This window comes from Longitalea luteola (genome assembly GCF_017356035.1).
Lineage (GTDB): Bacteria > Bacteroidota > Bacteroidia > Chitinophagales > Chitinophagaceae > Niastella > Niastella luteola.
On the sequence record NZ_JAFIQX010000011.1, the window covers coordinates 224,955 to 248,113 of the forward strand.

Here is a 23,159-nt window from a genome sequence, read left to right on the forward strand (position 1 = left end):
CCGTGTATTTTAATAAAATAGTGCGCAAATGAATATCTTTTGTGCTGAATTGAATATTTTATGATTGTAACTTGCTTACAGAATGAATGAAGCGAACTTTCCTGAAATCAAGAATTATTACTTATTTAAATGACCAATATGAAAACTCAACATAACTAATTAACTCAATAGAAATGCTTTTACTTTATGCAAGTTATCCAATACGATAAATATGAATTGCAATACATCTTAGATGCACTTAAGTCATTAGATCTTCCAAAATGTAAGTTAATTGCGAATTGGCTTTCTGAATATATCAAGATGCAAGAGATCGATTATTATGAGATATCTCATAAGAGCATTCAAGAGTTAAATTTATCACCCCGTGCAGAAAAAGTGCTTAAGAATAATAATATACACACCATTGGATCATTAATAAATCGAGCATCTAATTGGGATAACATTAGAATATTAAAAGGAGCAGGAAAGGTAGTAGTTAATGAATTAGCTCAAAAAATTAAAGAAATTCAAAAAGGATTAGTTAAATGATTTGAAGCAGATCAGTCAGCACAACCAAATTCAATGTGATATAGTTACCTCCCAATTCAAAGGCAAACAAGAACACCTCACAGTTCTGTCCCGTTGATTACTATTTAACCGTTAAATATCCAAGCCCTACCAGTAACGATAAACCTTACTTAATTTATCAGAATTACTATTTGTATTGTAAAATTGATTTAATAAGTAAAATCTTATCCCATGCTTAATAATGAATTCAAACGCTGTTCAGTGAATGTATTGTTATCAGTAGAATCAATTAAAAAACACATTGACGACGATCCATTTCAATTCAAAACCACAGCCGATTTGATCAGGCATGTAAGTAAAGCACATCGTAATTCGGTCGAAAAGGTATTTAAAGAAGTATATGGAACGGGTGTTAAAGAATACCAGGTAAAGAAACGATTGGAAGCTTCCAAGACATTTCTCCGTGAGGGAATGGAAAAAGATAAAATAGCATCCAAATGCTTTTATAGCAGTCAAACAGCTTATTGCCGAGCTTTTAAAAGTGAGTTTAATGTCACTCCTACTGAATGGCAAGTAAAAGAATTTTTAACGAAGCAGTAAACTCCTTGCAAAAATGTAACTGCTTTTTGCAAAAATGTAATATAGTGGGGCAAAAATGTAAATCTGTAAATGTAACTTACACATAGAAATAATGCTCCGGATTGATTGCCACCGGAAGAAATAATAAGATCAAACAAAGGCCATTTGTAGCTCAATGCTTCTCAAAACACCACTGGCAATTAACTTTCCGCGCAACAGGTAATAGAAGGATGCAGCCTACATTTCATTAAATGGGAATGATCGGGTATACTTTCTAGTGGGTGAATCGAATGATAAATTAATAAACGAAGGATTGGTACTCTGATTCGATTGCTACCGGAAGAAGGAAAGAAAATAAATTCTGCGAATGTATTTTGCTTGAGAATTTTATAAAACCTTATTGTACACACAACCTTACCTACCATGCTCAATCAAAGTCAATACAGCCAGAGAGAGCTGAGAGCACTTGCAAAAGCCATCGAATATATCAATCAGCATCCGCCGGAATGGAAGAGTCCCGGTGCCACTAATGAAAATCATTTTAGCCGCAAAACGCTGAAAGCATTCGACAAAGCCATTCAATATATAAATAAACACCCGCTTGAATGGACAAGTCCGGACGAGCTTTCTCGTTATAGTGGGATTAATCAATCAACATTGCAGGCGATTTTCCTGTACAAAACCGGAAGAACAATAAGTGAATACTGTGAGATAATCCGGATAACAATCTCCTGTATTTTGCTTACCGATGATACATTGAGCACAAAAGAAATAGCCGCACTGTGCGGATACAGCAGCCAAAGTAGTTTCAATAAGGCTTTCAAAAGAGTGAAGGGCGTTTCGCCTGGTAAATGGGGGATAGTAGATGGAGATCAACCCGGGAAAATAAAAGTTAACTTATCGGACAAAGAAACTTATTAATCGGACAAAAATGTTAAGCAATTTGACAAACAATAAATTTGCATTCCCGTTATCTTCATCCTAACTTGCATACAGAATGAATGAGGCTCCGGTTATTGCCACCGGAAGAAAATAGTAAGACGGTTAAGGCCAAAATTCAAAGTGCTTCTACGAAGGCAATACAGTGTTTCGCAACCATTTTTATTAGCTGTGACTCATTAGTGATTACCATAATATTAGAATCACCATGGTAAACCATAATTATAAATCCTACCGAAAGGTAGCATTAAAAATTCTATCCTAACTGGATAAGGTTTCGGCCGGTACGCCGCGTCTTTCCAGATGCAGCTAATACGGCGCCCCTCACCTGTAAATCATTTTTGATATTGAAACAATTCCTACACCATTCCGCCGAATAGCGGAACAAAGGTGCTGGCATATAACCCGGTTCAAAGTCCGGTGAGGCAATTTATTGACTTTAACGAGGGACCATTGTTGCTGTTTTCCAAATTGTCAAGCTATAATGGCAGGATGTCGCCCCATCCATCGCCGGCTTTGTTTCCGGGTAGTTCAACCATATAACCATTAAACATTATCAACCTAATAACAATGGAAGGCCCTGCAATTCAAAATCGAAGAATATTCTCCTTTGCGTGGTTATCGAAAGCAACGATCGTTGAAATTACTTCAGTACTGTTTATTATTTTATTCTTATACACCGGCATCAGCAAACTGATGGAGTATTCAGTTTTTAAAGAACAAATAGCCGATTCACCTATATTAAAACCTATGGCCCCTTTTATTGCCTGGGCATTACCTCTGACCGAGTTCCTAGTTTCCTTATTATTAATAATACCGCGCTGGCGGCTGAAGGGATTATATGCTTCCCTGTCGCTGATGATCGCATTCACGATATACATTATTGCGATTATGACCTTCAATAAAGAGCTGCCCTGCAGCTGCGGAGGCATCATCTCTTTGCTTTCCTGGGAAGGCCACCTGGTATTCAACAGCGCATTTATTCTTCTGGCATTTATCGGCGTACGGTTAGAAAGACAGAACCGGCGAGCTATCAAAGCCGATATGAACATACTCAATGCATAACTGATAAAACGTAGCGTATGGCAGGCATTATCAATCAAAACAACGAGGTTACTACACAAACTACTGTAGTTAACCAACCCGAAGTGGCTAATGCAGAAAGCAGCTCTTCAGATACAGCGAAAGTAAATGGTGAACAAGCAGTAATTATCAGCCGGCTTTCCATCATTATACCAGCGTATAACGAAGAGAAGACGATAGCGAAGATCCTTGACCGCATCAATGAAGTAAAGTTGCTGCGGAATATAGAAAAGGAAGTGATCATTGTAAATGACTGTTCCAGTGATAATACAGAAGCGGTAGTACAGAATTATATTTCCAATACGCCAGACCTTACGATCAACTATTTCAAATATATCAAACACGAGGTAAACCAGGGGAAGGGTGCGGCGATCCATACAGGTATAGCCCAGGCAACCGGCGATTACTTGTTGGTACAGGATGCCGATCTCGAATATGATCCGGGTGAGTACAACACACTCTTGAAACCCATTGTACTTGGCTCGGCAGATGTGGTATACGGCTCTCGTTTTATGGGTGGCAATCCTCACCGCATCCTGTTCTTCTGGCATTCGATCGGGAACAAATTTTTAACGTTCCTGAGCAACATGTTCACCAATTTAAATTTGACGGATATGGAGACGGGTTATAAGATGTTCAAGACTTCCATAATTCAACGGATCGACCTTGCAGAGAAGCGGTTTGGATTTGAACCGGAGATTACGGCAAAGATTGCAATGGTGCCAGGGATAAGGATTTATGAAGTTGGTATTTCTTATTACGGAAGAACGTTTGCAGAAGGAAAGAAAATTGGTTGGAAAGATGGATTTAAAGCGATTTACTGCATTTTGAAATATTCATTGTTTCATAATAGAAGTGTTGAGTCAGACAAGGTGCGAACAGCCAATAATAAGTGACAGTACTGAAACTGTTGAATGGATATTAAAATAAAGATTTTCTAGACCTATTTCAACGCATTGTATGAATAGATCAATCAGCATTTCGTCAGCCACAATTTCCTTTAGAGAATTTATTTGGGCTGATCGGCATAATAGAGTCTTATTGATAATTGCAGTAACAGCAATTGCTATTCAATTCGTAATTTTTAAGTATTTCTACCCTTTTGCTAGCTACATACATGGTGATTCATTTGCATATTTAAATGCAGCAGATCGGAATTCCCCAATTAACACCTATATGATAGGCTATTCCAAGTTCCTTCGACTAATCAGCGTATTTACAAGGTCCGACATGGGATTGACAGTCCTTCAGTATTTAATGATTCAAGGGGCATCCTTACTACTATTATTTACACTATTTTATTTCTATAAGCCATATAAGATAACTCAATACATAATGTTGTCCTTTATTGTTGTTAATCCCTTGTATTTGCATCTGGCAAACCTTGTAAGTAGCGACTGTATATTTACAGCTCTCAGTCTTAGCTGGGTTTCGTTATTGTTGTGGACAATACACAGGCCCTCAAACGCCATAATAGTTACGCATGCGTTAATACTTTTTATCGCCTTCACAGTACGATACAATGCCTTGATATATCCGATTATAGCAGTATTCGCGTTTTATATTTCAAAACTGGAACTTAAGAAGAAGATGATGGCTCTAGGTTTGTGTGGAATATTGTGTGGATCATTTGTAATTCTAACCATGTATGAGTACCATAAACTAACTGGACATTGGCAGTATTCACCCTTCAGCGGATGGCAAATGGCCAACAACGCCATGTATACATACAGGTACGTGAACAATGCTGAACGCAAACAAGTGCCGAAAAAATTTCACCAACTGCATAAAATGATCAACGAATATTTTGACAGCACACGTGATATTTCAAAGCATCCACAAGAAGCACTTGTTGCCAGCACAGTTTATATGTGGTCACTGAAACTACCGCTATTTGAATATCGCAACGGCCTATTCAAAAATGATAGCAATGCTACCGAGCTAAAAAAGTGGGCAAGCATGGGTCCTCTATATAGATCTTATGGTTCATATATTATCACGCAATATCCCTTCAAGTTCCTACAGCATTTTATAATACCGAATGCCGGAAAATATTATGCTCCACCAGTTGAATTCTTAGAGCAATATAATTCTGGAAATGAGGATGTCACAACCCAGGCAAAAGAGTGGTTTAATTATAAAAGTACCAAAGTACACACACGAACAAAAAACAACTGGGTTACAGTCCTCGACCATTACCCAATACTCTCGGGAATAGTAAACGTATTAATGTTATTTGGTCTAATCTTTTACCTGATCTTGAAGGGATGGCGTAGCAATTCAGATTTAAGTAAAGGAATATTTTTAGGAGCAATGGTTTGGCTTCTAAATGCTGGGTTTACAATATTTGCGTCATCAGCCGCCTTACGCTTTCAATCCTTTCCAATTTTGCTTACCACCGTCACAGTGGCCCTATTAATAGATTGGTTGTGGAAAATGGCCATGAAGACAGAATCAAAAATTAAAGAGGCTTCAAATGAAAATAAAGTCGTTGTTGTTTCTCCAACCACTATCGCATAATTTGAAAATGAAATTAATTCATCAATATGAGACGAAGCACCATTATTGAAACCGTGACAGTTTTATATATTATACTGTTTTTATACACCGCTATCAGCAAGATTATTGACTATCCAATCTTCAAAGAACAATTAGAGCTCTCACCTATTTTGAGTTTTTCGGCTAAACCTGTTGCCGTTTTAGTTCCGGTCGCAGAACTAATTGCTGTCATTGGACTTATGATACCAAGGTGGAGATTAAAGGGACATTTCTTAAGCATATTGTTGATGGTTGGCTTCACACTGTATATAACAGTCCTTATGATGATTAGTGAACACTTGCCATGTAGCTGCGGTGGCATAATTGGTTTACTATCGTGGAAGCAGCATGTGATTCTTAACTGTCTGTTTATTGGGTTAAGTGTGGCTGCAATCGTATTGCAAATCAAACAAAAAAAAGAATTTGAAAAAAACTGGGAACCCTCATACGGATAAAAATAAAATCGTGTAAAAAAAACGATAATAACTCCTGATTGACTACGTAAGGCTAAACAGACAAAGTAAAACTTCAAATCTCAAGCATGTTAAAGAAAGAAAATATTTGTCAATTAACATTTTCTACATGGATTTATCATGATAGAGAAAATAAAAGACTATTGTGGTTTTCTTTTGCGGCTCTTATTGCGTGCTTTACCTGGCTAAAAATAATTTACCCATACCCAAATTTTATGCCGCCTGATTCGATTTCCTATGTTGAGGCAGCCCAAAATAATCAGTTCATCAATCTTTGGGCTATAGGTTACTCCAAATTCCTGCGTCTTACAAGTTGTTTCACTCGTTCGGATTTTATTTTAGTCTTAATACAATATCTGATTTTACAGGTATCGCTTTTATATTTTTTATTTACACTACGCTATTTTATCGACATGAGCACCTGGACCTTTAGGATTGTTGTATTAATAATAATCGCTAATCCCTTGTTATTACATATATCGAATTTTGTGTCGAGTGACTGTTTATTTACCGCCGTAAGTGTTTTTTGGTTTACCCAAATAATGTGGATCTTGTATCGTCCATCAACAAGACTAATATTTGTTCATGCTTTAACTGTAGTATTAGCTTTCACAATAAGATTTAATGCACTTTATTATCCAGCAATAAGCGTTTTAATAATAGCTTTTTCAGAGTTTCCTTTTCTCAAAAAAGTTCAAGCTGTGAGCGTCATATTAATGTTACCGTCGCTTTTTATAAGTTGTACTTACCGCGAATACAAATTACAAACTGGAACGAGGCAGTATTCTGCTTTTAGTGGATGGCAACTGGCAGCTAACGCTTTGTACGGTTATGCGTATTCTGACCCTATTAAACTCGATGAGGTGCCAAAAAAGTTTAAGCCATTGCACTGGATTGTTAACAGGCACATGGATTCACTGCGGCATCTGCAAATCAGACCCGATAATGAAGTTGCACTTTATTACCAGTGGGGTATAAATTCACCATTAAGGGTTTTCATGGTCCAACACCTTAAACATCCCGATTCAAAGAACTATTTACAGCAATGGTCGTCTGTATCCGTCCTTTACAGTGAATACGGAAAGTATATTATCTCCAAACGACCATGGCAATTCATGAAGTATTATCTCTGGCCAAACTTTCTAAAATTTTATGTTCCACCAACAAAATTTATGGGACTCTATAATCTTGAACAAGACACAGTCGATTCTACCATTACTAAGTGGTTTAATTGGAATGATAATAAAGTATCCGTTCTATCATCAACCAAACAAATAAAAATAGCTGAAGTTTTTCCCATAACTATAGCCATTGTAAATCTCATCTATATATTATCTTATCTCTTAATTTATTTTCTCCGTATCCATCGAGATGAGAATAAGATGTTCAAACGAATTTTAAACTGGAGTTTCATAGTCTGGATTGCGAATTTATCCTTTAGCGTATTCGCCGCCCCTATAGAAATACGTTACCAACTGTTTTCTATGGTAATAACGTTCTGCCTTGTGCCTTTACAACTATCTCTCTTAATTAAAAAGGTTATGCTTGATCCATCGAATTCATCATATGATAAAGAAGACAGTCTGCTGTACTCAAAAACACAAAACATGATTTAAAATGAAACGAATATTTTGGATTCTTCTTGTATATGCTATAATTGGATGTAATGGGCGCCGAACCGTTATTAAAACAGGTTTGGAAGGAACCTTGCTTCCAAGTTTTAGTCTATTGTATATTGATAGTGTAACTTATATAAATACGAGTAGTTTTCCGGTTAATAAACCTGTTGTATTGTTTTACTTCAGTCCTCATTGTCCTTACTGCCGTGCTCAAACCGAAGACTTCATTGACAATATGAAATCATTATCAGATATAACTATTTGTATGTTTTCAAATTTTCCTCTAAAAAATATTAAAGACTATTATAAACATTACGATCTTGCTAAATATCCTAATATCATTGTTGGTCAAGATTATAAAGTGTACTTCAGTAAACACTTTAATGCTATTGGGGTGCCCTATTTGGCAATTTATAATCGCGAAAAAAAATTAAATAGCGTATTGATGGGCAAAGTTAATATATCAGAAATAAAAGAACTTGCTGAGTAAATCTTTGTTGCGCAACATACGTGCATGGTAATACTATAATGCACAAACCAAAGTAAACAGTATCGAGTGAGTGGCCACGATCTCGAATTACTGGGATTTACTTTAATACCTGGAAAAATCAAATGTCTGATTTCAGAGGAAATGGTTATCCAGCATGTCCACTTTCGCATAAAAAGTGGAAAAAGGATCAGCCGAAAACCTTTAGAAAAGAGTAGGCAATTTATTAAGTCAAAACCAAAAGCAGTTTTTTATGAAAAAAGCAAAAATCATGTTGTTGTCTATTGCAATTTTAGCAGTAGTTGGTGGCGCATTAGCTTTTAAAGTTAAGAAAGACCAATTTAAATATGTATGCTATAATCTGACAGCACCACCCGCATCTGGTACTGATACTAAAACCACATGCGAATTCTCTTATACTGTAACCAATAGAATAGGAAGTGGAACACAGAGAAATATCCACTATACGCTTGTAGACACATATGATAAATGCCTGAACAATCAGGTTACTTGTCCTACAGTAGTTTCTACAATTGTTGCAGAATAACTGACAGGTTATTTAATGTCTTCAATTTCATTAAGAATCGTGGTTGGCGAATATTCGCCAACCTCTTTTTTCTATTAGTCTATTAATTAACTTTCAAGATCTATTCGGATACATCCTAAAAGAAAACGATGGTGACAAGGCCACCTAGACAAATTCCTTTTAACCATACAAGAACAACTTAAAAATAATTTTATGAAGCTTGCAAAATTTATGTTATCGTCTTTAGTGATTTTGACTATATCAGGAGGAATATTAGCATTCAAAATACGAAAAGACCAATTTAACTACATATGTTATAATGAAACAGCACCGCCCATATCAGGTGTCGACACTAAAACTACATGCGTCTTCATTTATCTTGTTACCGGTCGAACTTTAGTTGGAGGCAATCGAAAAATACATTACACGGTTGTAGACTCATATCATAAATGCGTTAACGAAGTTACGTGCCCGTCTATTGCATCGACTATTACCCTTGAGTAACAGTTATGCTTATCAAAAATGCATCTAATAGCAAAGGCCGAAGAGTTATGGACGAAGTTTTTAGAAAGCTTTCCATGATTTCGGCACAACCAGCTTTTATCGCTGATACAAAAACGGCCTCTATTTCCTTTATCTATCAAAATTAAACTGCAATGGCCACTTCGCCGTTTGTAGCCGTTATTAAAATTAAATTCGTCGCCAAGTATGAAAAAGCCCCTCACTCCTCTAAATACTAGCAATTTGGACTTCAGACTTTGAATTAAGGAATATTGCCGCTTTCATCAGGCTTCATACCATCGTCGATTCCTTTCAGACTTAGCGGTACACCTTTTGTCATCCAATTGGCTGGGGGGCTTTTTTTCAAATAATAATCAAAAAATTGCTGTACCCGAATGGTATAATCAAGTGCATCTTTGCCAGTTAAACTATGATCCCCTGAATCATACTGAAGCAACCACACTTTTTTTTGCAACCTTCGTAAGGCCATATACATTTCTACACCTTGATTCCAATCACAAGCTCCATCGTTTTGATTGTGTATTAAAAGTAGCGGAGTGCTTACCTTGTCAGCTCTAAACACAGGGGACGATCGGATGTATAAATCTGGTCGCTCCCATAAGGTAGCCCCTATCTTGTTGTGACCGATTTCAGAATGCAGCATTTTGCTTTCCTCTGCTTTGCCCTTCGTTCTAAGAATGCCCAAATATGTAGATATCTCATTGCTAACGGTTGGAGCCGCTGCACAGGCAGCAGCAAACACATTGGTAGAAGTAATTGCATATAATGTTTCCCCTCCCCCAAAACTATGGCCTTGCAATCCAATTTTATTTTTGTCAATAAAAGGTAACTCTGACAGGTATTTTGCTGCTCCTGCAACTGAATTAACAGCACAATCGCCAACTACTTTATTACTTTCACTCGCAACTGAGTAAAAAATGTCTGGTGTAAAAATCAAGTAACCTCTACTTACATACCACGGAATATTTATTCTATCCTGGGATATTTTAGGCCTCGGAAACTGATATAGGTTTTGAGAAAACTTTTCGTATATTGAAAATATAAGAGGATATTTTTTCTTTGGATCAAAATTCTCTGGTTTATACAATACGCCCTGACAGAGAGTCCCATCGAGTTGTCTATAAGTTACTAACTCAGTAGTTAGCCAATTGTACGACATCTGGGGTTGTAAATTCGTTAACTTCTTGAAGGTCTTGAAGTCATGAGTAAGGAAAAAATTAGGCGCTTCACTTGAAGATTCACGCTTTACAATCCAGACATCTTTAGAAATGGCCTTTAAGGGCAAGAAATTGGCAAAGAAACCATCGCTTGGTATCATTTCGAGGTCACCATGACAAACGGACCACGGACCCATGGACAACAATTCCAGCTTAGGAATTTTACTTATTATTAAATTGTAAAATCCATTGTGTTTGCTATCCATGTTAAAAGCAACTAATCGCAACGATTTATTTTTAGGCACGATACCTCGCTCATCAGTCGGGTTGCCAAGCCACCTAAATTTGATATGTTTTTTGCGTCCTCCTGTAATATTTAATGGAGGAATCTTTCCATCGAGATCTAACTGCCAAATATCATAATTGTCAAAAACTAATACCGCTGTCTCCTCCGGCAACCAGCCGGCTATCCCTAACGGAGTTTTTGGATAGCGCTCCGAAAATGGGTGTGGTTCTTCTGAACAAAACCAATCACCAGGTACATCTCCTGAAATATTATATGTTTTAGACGTCTTCAAATTTTGACTATAAAAGTGCATACGGCCAGGATCAAAAAAAACCTGATACTGGTAATCAGGAGAGAAAAAATAGCTTGCATTAGTAATTAACTTCTTTCGACTGCCGTCTTTTAGAGATACCAACCATTGCGATTTATCAGATAAGGATGGCCACCAATATTCAATAATAGGCATCTTATCCATTACAATACCATAATCACCAAATGTTCCATAACATTTTTCGCCTTCTTTTTCGACTACGGTAATTACACTATTCTGTAAATTATACGCGACCAGCTTGGATGTTAAATTAAGAACGGCATTTGCAAACGAATTAGGATCAATCCTCTTCATTTGCTCGATTTGTAACACGCTATCTTTATAACTCCACACATCAACTTGTACACCTTTCCTTGACTCGTCATTAATTTTTGAGGAGATGATAGGGCATACTTTGAAAAGAATATATCTTCCATCATCTGTAAATGACGGACATTGATCAAATATTTTCAGATTTGAATCAATTCCTCTCGATTTATTATTAATCTTAATAACTGCACTGTCCATTCCGCTACTGAAATACCAAATACTGTTTCCACTTTTACTATTTCGATGAAACTCCAGTGAATCCGAATCGATAAATGTATTTGGTAAGGATTTTATCAGCAACAATAATTGACTCCCAGTTACATCAATATTCCAATCCAATACACTAGCATCCCTGGCTGGAACTGACTGAGGTTTCCAGATTGTTCTTATTACACCGCTCTTTAAATCAAACCACCGAATTTCATTACCTTTCGTCTTTAGTATTAATACTTTAGCGCGATCATTAAATAAGTAATTCGATGTGGATGAAAATCGCTTCTCCTCATTTTTTTCTAAATCATACATTACAAGATCACCGTTTCGAGCCATATATAAAGTCAATTCGGTATCAGGCCCGGAAACAAGCTTATAATTTACCACGCCCAAAACGCAGCGCATCTCATCACTTCCAAGTTTCAAATAACATAGGCTGTCTTTATTTTGGAAGACAAAATATTTAGAGTTTTTTGTAAAATTTCCAACGTCACGGACTCCTATAAGTTGTTTCGACCATCCAGTCTCAGTACTGGCTACAATAGTTGTCCTACTATTTATTGGCTGGTTTTCGATTCTGTATTTGAAAAATTCTCCATCTGAGCTAATTAAACAATCTGTTTCTAACGTTGGCCATGCCTTTATCGCTTCCAAGTCAATCACCGGCTTATTTCTTGAAGTAAAAGAATTTGGAATCTCTTGTAAGTTTGTGGATTGAGGATAAGATGATTGACAAAACCAAATTATAAAAAACAAAAAAGATATCTTTTTCATTGCTTTTCAACACTTGTTTAAGGACTTTATTAAATTAACAATATTATTATTCTAATTGACGCAACAGTAATAATATGATGATGCTTGCTTTCAATGAAGTAGTCAGTCAACGCATTATCATTTTTCAAAGGGATGGGAAATTAAAGTCATATTAAGTTACAAAAAAACCGAAGACAGTTGAGAAAATGGTTGCCCTTTTCTTTTAAAATATATCACTCAATTTAACCTATAAAATGTCGACAAAACCAAAAAAGATTCTCCCACAAGACAAGACCAATTGCTAATTTTTCATATTTGTCCAGGTGGGAATTCCCGCTTTCATTTTTGCGATAACAACTTCATATACTTTTACTTTATACTCCAACCTTTCGGAAATCGAAATCTCTAAGGCTTTTTGCTCCCAAGCGAGTGCTTCTTTTTTCTTACCCGTCTTATATAAGAGATTCGCGTAGGTATCTAAATAGCCAACATTATCAGAACGTCGCTTTACAATGTCACTCATTAATCTAATTCCTCTTTTCAATTGCTTAATATCGTTACAATGAAAAAAAACGTCATTATACAAAAATGCATTAACATCATAGTCTCTGAAGTAGTTAGAAGTATCGGTCTTTATTTTTTCGAAAACCTGAAGGTTATATTCGATATACTGCGGCCAATTCCTATTATATTTTTGTGTCCTATAGTTGTAGAATCTCGCTTTTGAAAAAAGTATTACCCGTTTTGCATGATAGCGGTTGTACTTTTTATTTATGATTTGATATAGACTATCCCAATTCGGATCATCATTTTTATCCTTGCATAAACTCCAGCTTGAATCCAGATTCTCACCTATGATGATGTCATCTACGATGTTATCGGCATAATCCTTTTCTTGCATTGCGGCATCGATTATTGACGCTTTTTCAAATAATATTCTGAAGCCTATATCCTTACTCGATTGGGTAAATGCCGTAATGAACCGTATATCGTTTTTAGAATACTGAATCCTTGACGACAAATGATAGATGTATTTATCAGCTCTTTCTTTCAAGGCTTGATTTTCCTTAAACAATGTCATTAACACAAGATTGTTGGCGTTATCCCAACTATCATCATTAAGACTAGATAAGTATTGAAGCGCAAATGCTTGTACTGATTTGTTTTCTTTAAATGCGTTAATCAAATTGACTATTCTATTCTCCGTAATTTCATTGCGACTTAAAGTATTTAAGAAATTCGCAACCAAATCTTGAACGGGTTTAAGTTCATTATAGTCTGACATAAATTCGATATTATCGGCTGAGCCCAATTGCGATAGTGATATTCTGTTTAAATAGTCAAGGGCAATTTTTTGTGACAATTCCATATCAGTATTTTGAAAAGCCCTAGCCAGTCCCTTTAATTCACTTGTATCAAACATTCCTGGTCTAAAATTATTTAAGATTGCATAATATTGTTTATTTGGGGTTAATGCGTTGATTACTTCTTCCCTAAACTTTGTAGTGTCTCGATACCCGACCGCTTTATGAATAGGTTCTCCATTTGAATTGAAAAATAGGAAGGTAGGGAATGAAGTTACATTATAAGCAGATTCGATTAAACTAGCAGTATGATACCAATTTCTAACATCGAGATTATCTGTGTCAGTTTTATCCATCTGAACCTTTACACAAATAAATTTGTCATTCAACTTCGACACAATATTCTCATTTGTAAAAACGTATTTGTCCATTGCTTTGCACGGGCCACACCAAGTTGCAAAGCAATCGAGGAAAATAAATTTGTTATTTTGTTTTGCCTTTTCTACTATTTGATCCCAGCTTTTACCTTTTTCATATTTGACACCCACTCCCTGTTGTGCAATGAGTGACATAGGAATTAACGTTAACAAGATGAATACTTTCTTCATTTTACTTTTAATTTTACTGAATCCTTTTTTAAACGCTCTAATTACTATCAAAATGAATTTGCTTTATTGAAGTGATATTTGATCCCCTCAAGACTTTGAGCAGGCTCACAATCGTGATATGATTAATTTTGTATCGGTTTAGAAATGGAAATGTTATGTTGAAAGCAGCGGCTCTACAAAATGAACAGCATAATGGAAATTGTAGGTGCAAATGATAGTTCCTAATTTAAACTAACAATTAAGTGTTCACTAAGGATCACCGTTGCTTCACCATTATTCTCGAATTATTCGTATCCTGGATTTTGAGCTAACTGGCCGGCTTTCTGCAATTCAGTTAAAGGGATCGGATATAGTTGCTGAAATGACCGCCAAACATTGGTATTTGATTTCAGTGGACATACGACGGTCATTACATTATCAACGTTATTAGTTCTTTTTAAATCAAACCACCGATGTCCGAACTCTGAAAATAATTCGACTTGTTTTTCATGTATTATCGCTGTTAGCAGGGAAGCTTGACTATTTGCGTTTGTATTGTCCAATCCAGACCGATTTCTTACAATATTTAAATCAGTTTTAGCGTCATCTATTTTATTAAGTTGTGCCCTTGCCTCAGCTCTTATTAAGTACTGCTCGCTTAAGCGCAGTATGGTTAGATGCTCATTGATTGAGGTGCTATTCTGGTCAATCTTATATTTTTTCGGAAAATAGTAAATGTCTGATCCAATTTTGATACTATCTACCCATTTTCCATATCTCCTTTGGTCTGCTGGCTCAAAAGCGCCCAGCAATTGATTGCTAAGAAAAACAGGATTTTGATAATCGTTCGGCCCAGAGGATGGGATTATAAAAACTCTTGCATCCTGAGTATTATAACCATCATAAACCGGTTGTAATTGCCATATCGCTTCCTTGTTTCCTTTACTGGCCTTTAAGAACGCATTATCCAATGAACTTAAAGAATACAATGAATTGTTACCGATAACAGCGCTCGATTGGATCTCGGCATTTGTCCAATCTCCAAAATATAGATACACACGTGCCAATAAAGCGGTAGCAGCCCATTTGTTAGGTCGCAGCCGTTCACTGCTATTTTTCAATAGAGTTCCATCAAGGTAAACTTCTTTTAGTACCGTTTGGGCATCCAACAGATCAGCAATTAGTTGCTTATAAACTTCAGATTTAGCAGATCGAGGAAGTTGGGAATTCAACTTGTAATCAGTGGTTAGAGCTAGCGGAACATCACCGTATAGATTTGTTAAATAGAAAAAATAAAAAGCTCTCAAAAATTTTGCTTCTCCGAGCAATTGACTTTTTACGTCTGGTGTCAACTTATTGGTGCTACTTAAACCCTCAATGGCACTATTACACAAAAAAATCATATTATATAATGGTGCCCAATATTCTGTGCCTGGTGTCGTGGAGGGAACATCAGCGTATAGAGAATTTATATAATAATAAAATTTTGCATCTGGGCTGGAGATACCGCTAAATAGTGTGAACTCGTCGGATGACAACCCAGTATATAATGACATACTGTTTGAACCAGTAAAAATACTTTCTGAACTCATGGTTGCATATAAGTTAGTCAATACAGCTATCGCTGTGCCGTCACTATTGTACACATTGCCATCGGCGAGAAACGTGTCGGGTGGACTAACCTCTACTAATTTCTTGCACCTGATGAAACCAACTACAAGAAAACATACAACTACAATTATTATTCTGTTGAAGATTGGAATAAGTAACTTATTATAAGAATTCATAGCTTTTACTTTAAAGATTAAAATTCGATTTGTAATCCCGCTGTAATTAATCGAAGTGGTGGCAATGCAGATATACTTTTCGTTTCAGGATCTCCCATATAATTTGTAAAAGTGAAAAGGTTTTGAGCCTGTGAATAAAGGCGTGCCCTCTTAAGTCCTATTTTTTCGATATATCGGCTGGGTACCAAATAGGAAATCGAAATGTTTTTTAATCTTACATACGATGCATCTGAATAAAAATATTCACTCGATGTAGCAGCAAAATATCCCGTAGTACTGGAAAATTTTGCAACAGGTTTCTCGTCACCCGGCTTCTGCCACCTGTTTAATACTGAAATTGGCTGGTTGCTACCTCCACTAACGAACTGGCCTGGAAAAACTAAGCCCGAAAAAGAATAATTACCGCCAATTTGTTTAACAAATTGAAAAAGAAAATCCAAGGTAAACTCCTTGTAAACAAAGCTGTTTTGGAAGCCTCCGTAATATTCAGGATAAGGCGTAAAAAATATTGTGCGATCAGTGCGGAAGTTCGGAGAAGTGGTTTGATTCCCATGCAGATCTTTGAATTGATATTTTCCGGTGCTTGGATCAACGTATAGATAGTCGAATGCTTTAATTAATGAAATAGGTTTCCCTATTACGTAATTGTTAACATAACCGGATGTTTCAAGTTCTGGAAATTCTAGAAGTTTGTTTCGCGGTATTGTGAAATTGATACTTGTACTCCAAGTAAACTTTCCTTTTTTTATATTTGTTGAATTTAATTGAAACTCCCAACTTGTATTTTCAATTGTCGCCGGGAAATTGTCTATTATGCTGTTAGTTCCAGTTATGTCCGGAAGTTGATAGCCTAACAGCTGATTGGAAGAGCGATTTCGAGAAAATGTAACGTTCAGGAGGAGTCGCTCTTTAAAAAGACCGAGTTCAATTCCAGTCTGTAGTTTTTTGGTTTCTTCCCATTCAAGGTAAGGATTGGACAAACTAGTTGTAAGGCCTGTAATATTTTGATACGGAACTTCTACTCCATTTGGATAATAAACGCTCATATAATTATAATCTCCGATCTGATCGTTGCCAGTTGTTCCAAAACTTCCTTTCAATTTACCATAGTTCAGAAACTTAACTTTGTTCCGCATAAATGCTTCCTGAGTAAAAATCCAAGCGGCACCTATACTGCCGAAATTGTGAAAGCGATTCTTTGGACCAAATCGGCTACTACCATCACGCCGCGCAGTTAGATTCAGTATATACTTGTCCTGCCAAATATAATTAACGCGACCAAAAAGAGCATTGTATTTATACTTTGAAATTGTAGTATAGCCTGTCAAAGAAGTTGCCGCTGCCATATTACCGATGATCTGATCACTACTGTATCCTGTTCCCTCTACAAGTTGATAATTTAAATTGTTTTGCTGAATAGTTGCCCCAATCAACACACTAAGTTTCCCCTCTGCAATTTTAGATTCATAATTAATTTGAGGTTCTACTATTATTGAATTAGACTTTGAAACTCCGTATACAGCACCTCTGTTTGTGGTTGCACGACTCTCAGGTCTTACTGCTGCTGTTAAGTTTTGAGCTTGAAACAATTCGCTTTGTGTAAAAGTATTTCCGAAACTGCTCCTTAATTCTAACCCAGTAAAGAGCCTATAACTAACAACCAAATTGTTTATAACGTTATGTGTTTTATTTTTATAAGTAAGGCTTAATGGAGCAATTGGATTATTCCAAGTTGAACTTCCTGCCGAATTGGGTGCCCAATTTAAAGTTCCATCTGAATTATATAGCGCAGGTGCATTAGGCTCCAAGAAAATAGCTTTTCTTGTCAAGTCTGTTGACGGCAGTCTATTATTATTTAGCATGTAATTGCTAGTAAAGCGAACTTGAAAACGCTGATTTGCTGAATTGCTATTGATACTTAAATGAAGTGCTCCAACTTCATTTGCAAAGTCACCGGGAAATAGCGTTGTTTCCCTACGAAACGTCGTACCAATCAGATATTGCATTAGGGTAGTGCCTCCGGAAACACTTGCATTAACATTTGTATAATGGGCGGTATTACCTATAAGCGTCTTCTGCCAATCCGTATACCTAGTAGTATCCCAAACCATTAAATCAGGTGCATACTTAAAAGCTCCACTAGCCGACGGATTGCCAGATGGCGTTAAGCCATCATTTTTAAATGCTTCGTTCCTCATTTCAAGGTATTGTTCTGTATTAAGCATTTTGGCCGGCTTAGCTATTTGTCCCCAACCTTGCTGAAAATTTAATTCAACGCGAGCATTACCCACTTTTCCTTTCTTTGTTGTAATTAAAATAGCTCCATTTGCAGCTCGTGATCCGTAAATCGCTGTAGCGTCAGCGTCCTTTAAAACACTTATACTTTCAATGTCGGATGGATTAATATATGAAAGTGGGTTGCCGGCGATATTTGCTTTTCCAGACGTTGCCAAAATATTAAGACCTATTTCACTTGGGAGCTGAGGTTCAATGGGAACTCCATCAACTACATAAAGAGGGTCATTTCCAACAAGTAGACTGTTTTCACCTTGTATTCGTACCGTGATTCCGCCGCCTGGTACGCCATTATTTTGAGTAATAAATAATCCTGGAACTTGTCCTTCAAGAGCTAAAAGAACGTTATTTATTGGTTGCCTTTCTATGTCTACAGCCCTCACAGTGCTAACATTGCCCGTTTGAAATCGTTTTGTAGTTTGGCCGTATGCTACCACTTGTACCTCATCTAATTCAGCGTTTTTTGTTTTCATTCGTGCTATTATCTCTGTTTGCCCCCCTATATTAATTTCATAAGCGTTCATATTTACACTGCTAAACAATAAGACTGCGTCATCATCAACGTTTTCAAATTTGAAAAAACCATCGTCGTTAGTAATCGTCTGTTTTTTTGTTCCCTTGACTGTAACCGTTACACCTGCTAGCGGTTTTCCGTTTTCATCTACTACTTTACCGCGGATGTCAATCGGAGGAATTTCATTAAGCGGTTGTTCTATATTATTTTTGCGCAGATATTTCTGCGGACGAATAATTATGGTCTTTTCGTCGATCTCAAATTCCAGCATCCTGCCCCTAAGGCAATATTCAAGTACTTCCTGGATAGTCGCATTTTTTACTCTTATATTGATTCTAGGACTATGTTCAAGTAAGTGATCGGAGTAAAGAAACTTATAATCGGTTTGCTCCTGAATTTTTTCAAAAATTCGTTCTATTGCAATGTCTTTTTCGGAAAGTGTGACTCTTTGTCCGAACCCTGCGGCATGTAAGTGGAGACATGCCCCAAGTAATAATACAGCAGTTATCTTCATAATTCGGGCTGCTGATTGCAGCATTTTGTTGGTGCCGGCCAAGGCACTTAAGCATTGTTTTGGTTTAGTAGCCTGAATGCTCATAAAAGGCAATAAAGGCTTACGTACGCAAAATAAAATTTGCATAACTTTGGGTTGAATGTTAACAATAAATGTGATGACCTAGCAGTTTCACAGGTTGACATTCCGAAAGCCAGCAATGCGTCACCATTGTTGGCTTTAACTTTTAGATTGCCCCAATCATTGTCGTGGCACTAAAATATAGATATGTCAATCCCTTTTCTATAAGGAAATGGACCTGGCCTAATGTCAATGGAATTTGACTAGCATGTTGCAGCCTTTCCCGGCTTGGCACTGGTTTGAATTATGATAGGTAGGTTTAGATATGCAGAGCAATTAATTTTTATTTACCTTTTTTTGATGAAAGTCGGCTTTCGCTCGTTCCAAGGTCACTTCATCATTACCATTACCAGTAAACTCAACAATATGGTCAATCATTCCTGTCATTCAGGAGCTCATGGTATTTTCCGGCCTTAACTTTATCGTCCTCGAGTAATACCAGAAGTTCCGATCTTTCAGCTTCATTTATTTCACCGAATTCGTGAGCGATCATCAACTCGAGAATCTCTCAATTAGCTGACATTCTTTCATATTTGATTATCAATTTCTGGCCATTAAAATATCTTTATTGTTGACTAACTATTATTTGTTTGCCTTCTAGTTTAAAACTTGCGGTACCAGTTTTTTCCAGTAGCTCAATAACTTTTGATGCGTTATTGTACCTTGATATTTCACCGTTAAATCCAAATTGCTTAAGGGTTTCATTTTTGTATTTGGTTGGATCGAGATCATACCAGCGTTCCATCTGGCGCATGATCAACTGGATATTGGTTTTTTTAAAAACGAACTTGCCTTCTTTCCAGGCAATTACCTGGTTTCCATTTATATCTTTGATCACTCTTATATTTTTCTCACCTAAAACAGCCTGTTGTCCGGGTTTTATGGTTACACTTGTCACTTTACCATTTGCAGTTGACTGAACACTGACGCGTCCTTCTAATAGTGTGACTTTAATATTTTCTTCATTCTCGTATGCGTTTACATTGAATTTTGTTCCCAAAACCTTTACATCCATTCCATCTTTACTGACAATAAAGCTTTTTTTGTGACCGCTTCCATTGTTGGTTGGAGAGCTCGCAATTTCAAAATACGCTTCGCCAGTTATTTCCACTTTCCGCTCATTAGCTATAAAAGCTGTGGGATACCGAATAGACGAAGCCGCATTCATCCAAACTTTGCTGCCATCGGATAATGTTAGAAATATTACGTCGCTGCCTTTGGGAACGGTGATAGTGTTGTAAAAAACACCCCCCTCCAATCCTACACCGTTAGGGGAGGTTTTATAAGCGATCTGACCATTGGCTGTTTTTTCTACCTTCATTCGTCCTTGTGTAGCCAGTGTACCATTTTGTACACTGTCAAGAACGATGGTAGTACCATCATCAAGTGTAAGCACTGCATTTTTAGTATTGGGCTTTACATCGTTAACTTCCTTTGGCGTGACAACTACTTCTGTCGGTTGTTGTTTGCCCGGTCCTAACCACAGCCAGGCGCCAGCCAATGCCACAACAAGCAGCGATGCAGCTACAGCATATTTCCACCAAAGAAAACTCAGCAACCTTGAATGGCGTATTTCTTTCTCTGCACCAATATCCATCTTTTGCCATACATCCTGCTTATCGTTTTCCAGTCGCTCCCAATCGCGGATATTCCGCATCAGATCTTCCGCATCAGTCCATTTTTCAAACAGCTTTTTATTGTCGTCACTTTCGTTAATCCATTCATTCAATTGTTTTTGTTCTTCTTCCGTCAATTCTTTTTGAAGATATTTGCCTACCAGTTTGCCGATATTTTCGAGTTTTGTGATCATTTGATAAAAATGTTATCGTATATATTTTTTTCTTCCCATTACCTGGGGTACTTAATTGAACTATACTTAACAAAAAAATAAACTACGCTTAACAAAATAGAAACGATGGCGCTTGAAAAAGCGTCTAAAAGGAAACAGGAAAACTTTAGATTCTTTTTGGGTAGAAATTTTTATTGCAATAAATGCTCTAATTCCAAAACACTCAGAAAGATCAGCCATGTAATAGCATATTCATTGTTAACCAGGGAGATGCGTAATAGTTCAATAGCACGTTTCTTATGATTCCGAACGGTGGATTGAGTAATGGAAAGCTCTTGGGCTATTTCCGCCGGTTTCATACCGTAAACATATAAAAGTTTAAAAACCCTTCTGCATTCCGGTGGAAGCTGTTCTATGGCTTCGTACACCTCCTTTATAATTACTGACTCTATGATTTTATTATCAACCATCTTTTCATCCACCAGCTTAGAAAGCTGTTTTTCGTGACTGCGTTTTCTTTGAAGTGAGCGCAGATAGTCAAGACAATGGTTCCGGGCTGTAATGAATAAAAATGCTTTTATGTTGGTCAGGGAATTGAACCGGTCATGCATTTTAAAAAGCTTGGTGAAGGTCTGTGCAGCAATATCTTCACCCTCTTCACGACTGCCGGTTAATTTTTCGCAGAAATAGCGAATCTGTGTATAATATAAATTAAAAACCGCATTGAATCCCCTTGGCTTTCCGTTTACGAATGCTTCTAAACTTCCTGTATCGAGTTGCTCGTTCATTGATAGTGTGCAGTTAGGGTTATAGCTTATAATTCTGGTTCGGCTTTTCGACTTTCAGGATAGGGAAAACCATTATGAACACTCAGCGCCTATCTCACTTCATTGCGTTTTAACCAATCAAGGATTTCGATTTTATGAATTTTCGACAGGAGCAGGTTTGTATAGAGTAAATGGTTTTTATTATCCGGGGAATCGACCGTATTAGCTACGCCACTTATTAGCTGTAGCACCCAAATAGGAAAGGATATATAATAAGGTGTCAGTTACTTAATCAATAATTGCAAAACTTGTTCCTCTAAATACGAAGACAGTACTTGGCATTTCTGAATTGAACCTTTTTCAAGGATGAATACATCGGTCAGAGCGGTTACTTTAAATTAAGTGTTTTCCATTATAAATCAAAGTGGAATAAAGAAAAAACCGTTTAAATACGGGGCAAAATACCGTATAATTTATTTGGAAATTTCGAAGTCTTTAAAAGTTGACCAAAAACAAGTAATTCCTTTATTTCCCGCCGCTGCATGGTGTTATCACATGCAGCTGAAGGGCAGGGTTAACTAAGCCAGGTAGGAACAGTTGGCATTTAAATCCTGGCAAGGTCGGCGAGGCCGGGATTTATTTTTTGCCTACAAAAGTTGTAATGATCTCAGAAGGGCGGGGTAGTTGCTGCTAACCCAGGCGGTGTTTGGGGTTGTTGTGTTTATCCCTCAATGAAGGATAACCAGCCAGCCGCAACAATAGAGGGTGACCACGATCTTACGAGATAGAACGGGAAACAAAAATGTTCGCGTCTTTTATTTATATAGTGCATATACAATCGGAGGCTGGTAGCAACATGTGGGGCTGCTTCATATGGTCTTTAATACACTTAGATTGCGACTTTCCTAAAAAGTATATCTCTTTTTGGGCTTTATAATCTGAAAAATAGGCTACTGGTGTAAGTACATCTATTTATACTCTCGCTGTAATAACTATGTACAACTAAAATCTGATCACGTTATTTTTTTAAAATTTAATGGTAAGGCAATAAATTTCATCTTAGATAACCTTACATCCTTGAAAGGCGTAGACTCCATTAATAATAATAACTATAACCAAAAACAACTAATCATGTAAACAATTAATTGTTATATCCAAAA

16 protein-coding genes are annotated in these 23,159 nt (G+C 36.8%); 10 read left to right on the forward strand and 6 right to left on the reverse strand.

From position 1 onward, the window contains the following. Window positions 1-186 precede the first annotated feature (186 nt). From JUB15_RS23050 to JUB15_RS23095, 10 genes are all read left to right on the forward strand, one after another. Complete coding sequence (locus tag JUB15_RS23050; protein ID WP_207515006.1) at window positions 187-528, forward strand: DNA-directed RNA polymerase subunit alpha C-terminal domain-containing protein; 342 nt, start codon at window positions 187-189, stop codon at window positions 526-528. Between the two features lie 210 nt (window positions 529-738). Further along, window positions 739-1,107: a helix-turn-helix domain-containing protein gene (locus tag JUB15_RS23055; RefSeq protein WP_207515007.1), complete on the forward strand. Its 369-nt coding sequence runs from the start codon at window positions 739-741 to the stop codon at window positions 1,105-1,107. Window positions 1,108-1,509: 402 nt separating this feature from the next. Beyond that, the gene (locus JUB15_RS23060) at window positions 1,510-2,007 is read left to right on the forward strand and encodes a helix-turn-helix domain-containing protein (protein WP_207515008.1); all 498 of its coding nucleotides are present in this window, start codon (window positions 1,510-1,512) and stop codon (window positions 2,005-2,007) included. A 588-nt stretch (window positions 2,008-2,595) separates the two neighbouring features. Further along, the gene (locus JUB15_RS23065) at window positions 2,596-3,090 is read left to right on the forward strand and encodes a MauE/DoxX family redox-associated membrane protein (protein ID WP_207515009.1); all 495 of its coding nucleotides are present in this window, start codon (window positions 2,596-2,598) and stop codon (window positions 3,088-3,090) included. 17 nt (window positions 3,091-3,107) lie between these two features. Beyond that, window positions 3,108-4,004: a glycosyltransferase family 2 protein gene (locus JUB15_RS23070; RefSeq protein ID WP_207515010.1), complete on the forward strand. Its 897-nt coding sequence runs from the start codon at window positions 3,108-3,110 to the stop codon at window positions 4,002-4,004. 841 nt (window positions 4,005-4,845) lie between these two features. Further along, a complete protein-coding gene (locus JUB15_RS23075) occupies window positions 4,846-5,628 on the forward strand; it encodes a hypothetical protein (RefSeq protein ID WP_207515011.1) in 783 nt (260 codons plus the stop codon). 26 nt (window positions 5,629-5,654) lie between these two features. Continuing rightward, window positions 5,655-6,101, forward strand: coding sequence for a MauE/DoxX family redox-associated membrane protein (locus JUB15_RS23080; protein WP_207515012.1), 447 nt, complete (start codon window positions 5,655-5,657; stop codon window positions 6,099-6,101). A gap of 86 nt (window positions 6,102-6,187) precedes the next feature. Next, entirely contained in the window at window positions 6,188-7,735 is a 1,548-nt protein-coding gene (locus JUB15_RS23085) for a hypothetical protein (RefSeq protein ID WP_207515013.1), read from the forward strand. 1 nt (window position 7,736) lies between these two features. Further along, window positions 7,737-8,228, forward strand: a complete 492-nt coding sequence (locus JUB15_RS23090) for a TlpA family protein disulfide reductase (protein WP_207515014.1) — start codon at window positions 7,737-7,739, stop codon at window positions 8,226-8,228. 250 nt (window positions 8,229-8,478) lie between these two features. Next, window positions 8,479-8,772 carry a hypothetical protein gene (locus JUB15_RS23095; RefSeq protein ID WP_207515015.1) on the forward strand — a complete coding sequence of 98 codons (294 nt, stop codon included), beginning with the start codon at window positions 8,479-8,481 and terminating at the stop codon, window positions 8,770-8,772. Window positions 8,773-9,514: 742 nt separating this feature from the next. Here JUB15_RS23095 and JUB15_RS23100 read toward each other — a convergent pair. The 6 genes from JUB15_RS23100 to JUB15_RS23125 form a co-directional block, all read right to left on the reverse strand. Next, window positions 9,515-12,343 carry an alpha/beta hydrolase family protein gene (locus tag JUB15_RS23100; protein ID WP_207515016.1) on the reverse strand — a complete coding sequence of 943 codons (2,829 nt, stop codon included), beginning with the start codon at window positions 12,341-12,343 and terminating at the stop codon, window positions 9,515-9,517. 280 nt (window positions 12,344-12,623) lie between these two features. Next, window positions 12,624-14,234 carry a thioredoxin family protein gene (locus tag JUB15_RS23105; RefSeq protein WP_207515017.1) on the reverse strand — a complete coding sequence of 537 codons (1,611 nt, stop codon included), beginning with the start codon at window positions 14,232-14,234 and terminating at the stop codon, window positions 12,624-12,626. Window positions 14,235-14,518: 284 nt separating this feature from the next. Then, window positions 14,519-16,000 carry a RagB/SusD family nutrient uptake outer membrane protein gene (locus JUB15_RS23110; protein WP_207515018.1) on the reverse strand — a complete coding sequence of 494 codons (1,482 nt, stop codon included), beginning with the start codon at window positions 15,998-16,000 and terminating at the stop codon, window positions 14,519-14,521. 17 nt (window positions 16,001-16,017) lie between these two features. Continuing rightward, complete coding sequence (locus JUB15_RS23115; RefSeq protein WP_207515019.1) at window positions 16,018-19,449, reverse strand: SusC/RagA family TonB-linked outer membrane protein; 3,432 nt, start codon at window positions 19,447-19,449, stop codon at window positions 16,018-16,020. A 559-nt stretch (window positions 19,450-20,008) separates the two neighbouring features. Then, on the reverse strand, window positions 20,009-21,196 hold the full coding sequence (locus JUB15_RS23120) for a FecR family protein (protein ID WP_207515020.1): 1,188 nt from the start codon (window positions 21,194-21,196) through the stop codon (window positions 20,009-20,011). A 227-nt stretch (window positions 21,197-21,423) separates the two neighbouring features. Continuing rightward, window positions 21,424-22,020: an RNA polymerase sigma factor gene (locus JUB15_RS23125; protein ID WP_207515021.1), complete on the reverse strand. Its 597-nt coding sequence runs from the start codon at window positions 22,018-22,020 to the stop codon at window positions 21,424-21,426. Window positions 22,021-23,159 lie beyond the last annotated feature (1,139 nt).

What these genes read in the sequence shown, in the direction of transcription:
- JUB15_RS23095 (WP_207515015.1), top strand. Translation starts at nt 8,479, where the DNA reads ATGAAAAAAGCAAAAATCATGTTGTTGTCTATTGCAATTTTAGCAGTA.
- JUB15_RS23060 (WP_207515008.1), top strand. Translation starts at nt 1,510, where the DNA reads ATGCTCAATCAAAGTCAATACAGCCAGAGAGAGCTGAGAGCACTTGCA.
- JUB15_RS23115 (WP_207515019.1), bottom strand. Translation starts at nt 19,449, where the DNA reads ATGCAAATTTTATTTTGCGTACGTAAGCCTTTATTGCCTTTTATGAGC.
- JUB15_RS23110 (WP_207515018.1), bottom strand. Translation starts at nt 16,000, where the DNA reads ATGAATTCTTATAATAAGTTACTTATTCCAATCTTCAACAGAATAATA.
- JUB15_RS23055 (WP_207515007.1), top strand. Translation starts at nt 739, where the DNA reads ATGCTTAATAATGAATTCAAACGCTGTTCAGTGAATGTATTGTTATCA.
- JUB15_RS23125 (WP_207515021.1), bottom strand. Translation starts at nt 22,020, where the DNA reads ATGAACGAGCAACTCGATACAGGAAGTTTAGAAGCATTCGTAAACGGA.
- JUB15_RS23090 (WP_207515014.1), top strand. Translation starts at nt 7,737, where the DNA reads ATGAAACGAATATTTTGGATTCTTCTTGTATATGCTATAATTGGATGT.
- JUB15_RS23085 (WP_207515013.1), top strand. Translation starts at nt 6,188, where the DNA reads ATGTTAAAGAAAGAAAATATTTGTCAATTAACATTTTCTACATGGATT.
- JUB15_RS23070 (WP_207515010.1), top strand. Translation starts at nt 3,108, where the DNA reads ATGGCAGGCATTATCAATCAAAACAACGAGGTTACTACACAAACTACT.
- JUB15_RS23065 (WP_207515009.1), top strand. Translation starts at nt 2,596, where the DNA reads ATGGAAGGCCCTGCAATTCAAAATCGAAGAATATTCTCCTTTGCGTGG.
- JUB15_RS23105 (WP_207515017.1), bottom strand. Translation starts at nt 14,234, where the DNA reads ATGAAGAAAGTATTCATCTTGTTAACGTTAATTCCTATGTCACTCATT.
- JUB15_RS23050 (WP_207515006.1), top strand. Translation starts at nt 187, where the DNA reads ATGCAAGTTATCCAATACGATAAATATGAATTGCAATACATCTTAGAT.
- JUB15_RS23100 (WP_207515016.1), bottom strand. Translation starts at nt 12,343, where the DNA reads ATGAAAAAGATATCTTTTTTGTTTTTTATAATTTGGTTTTGTCAATCA.
- JUB15_RS23080 (WP_207515012.1), top strand. Translation starts at nt 5,655, where the DNA reads ATGAGACGAAGCACCATTATTGAAACCGTGACAGTTTTATATATTATA.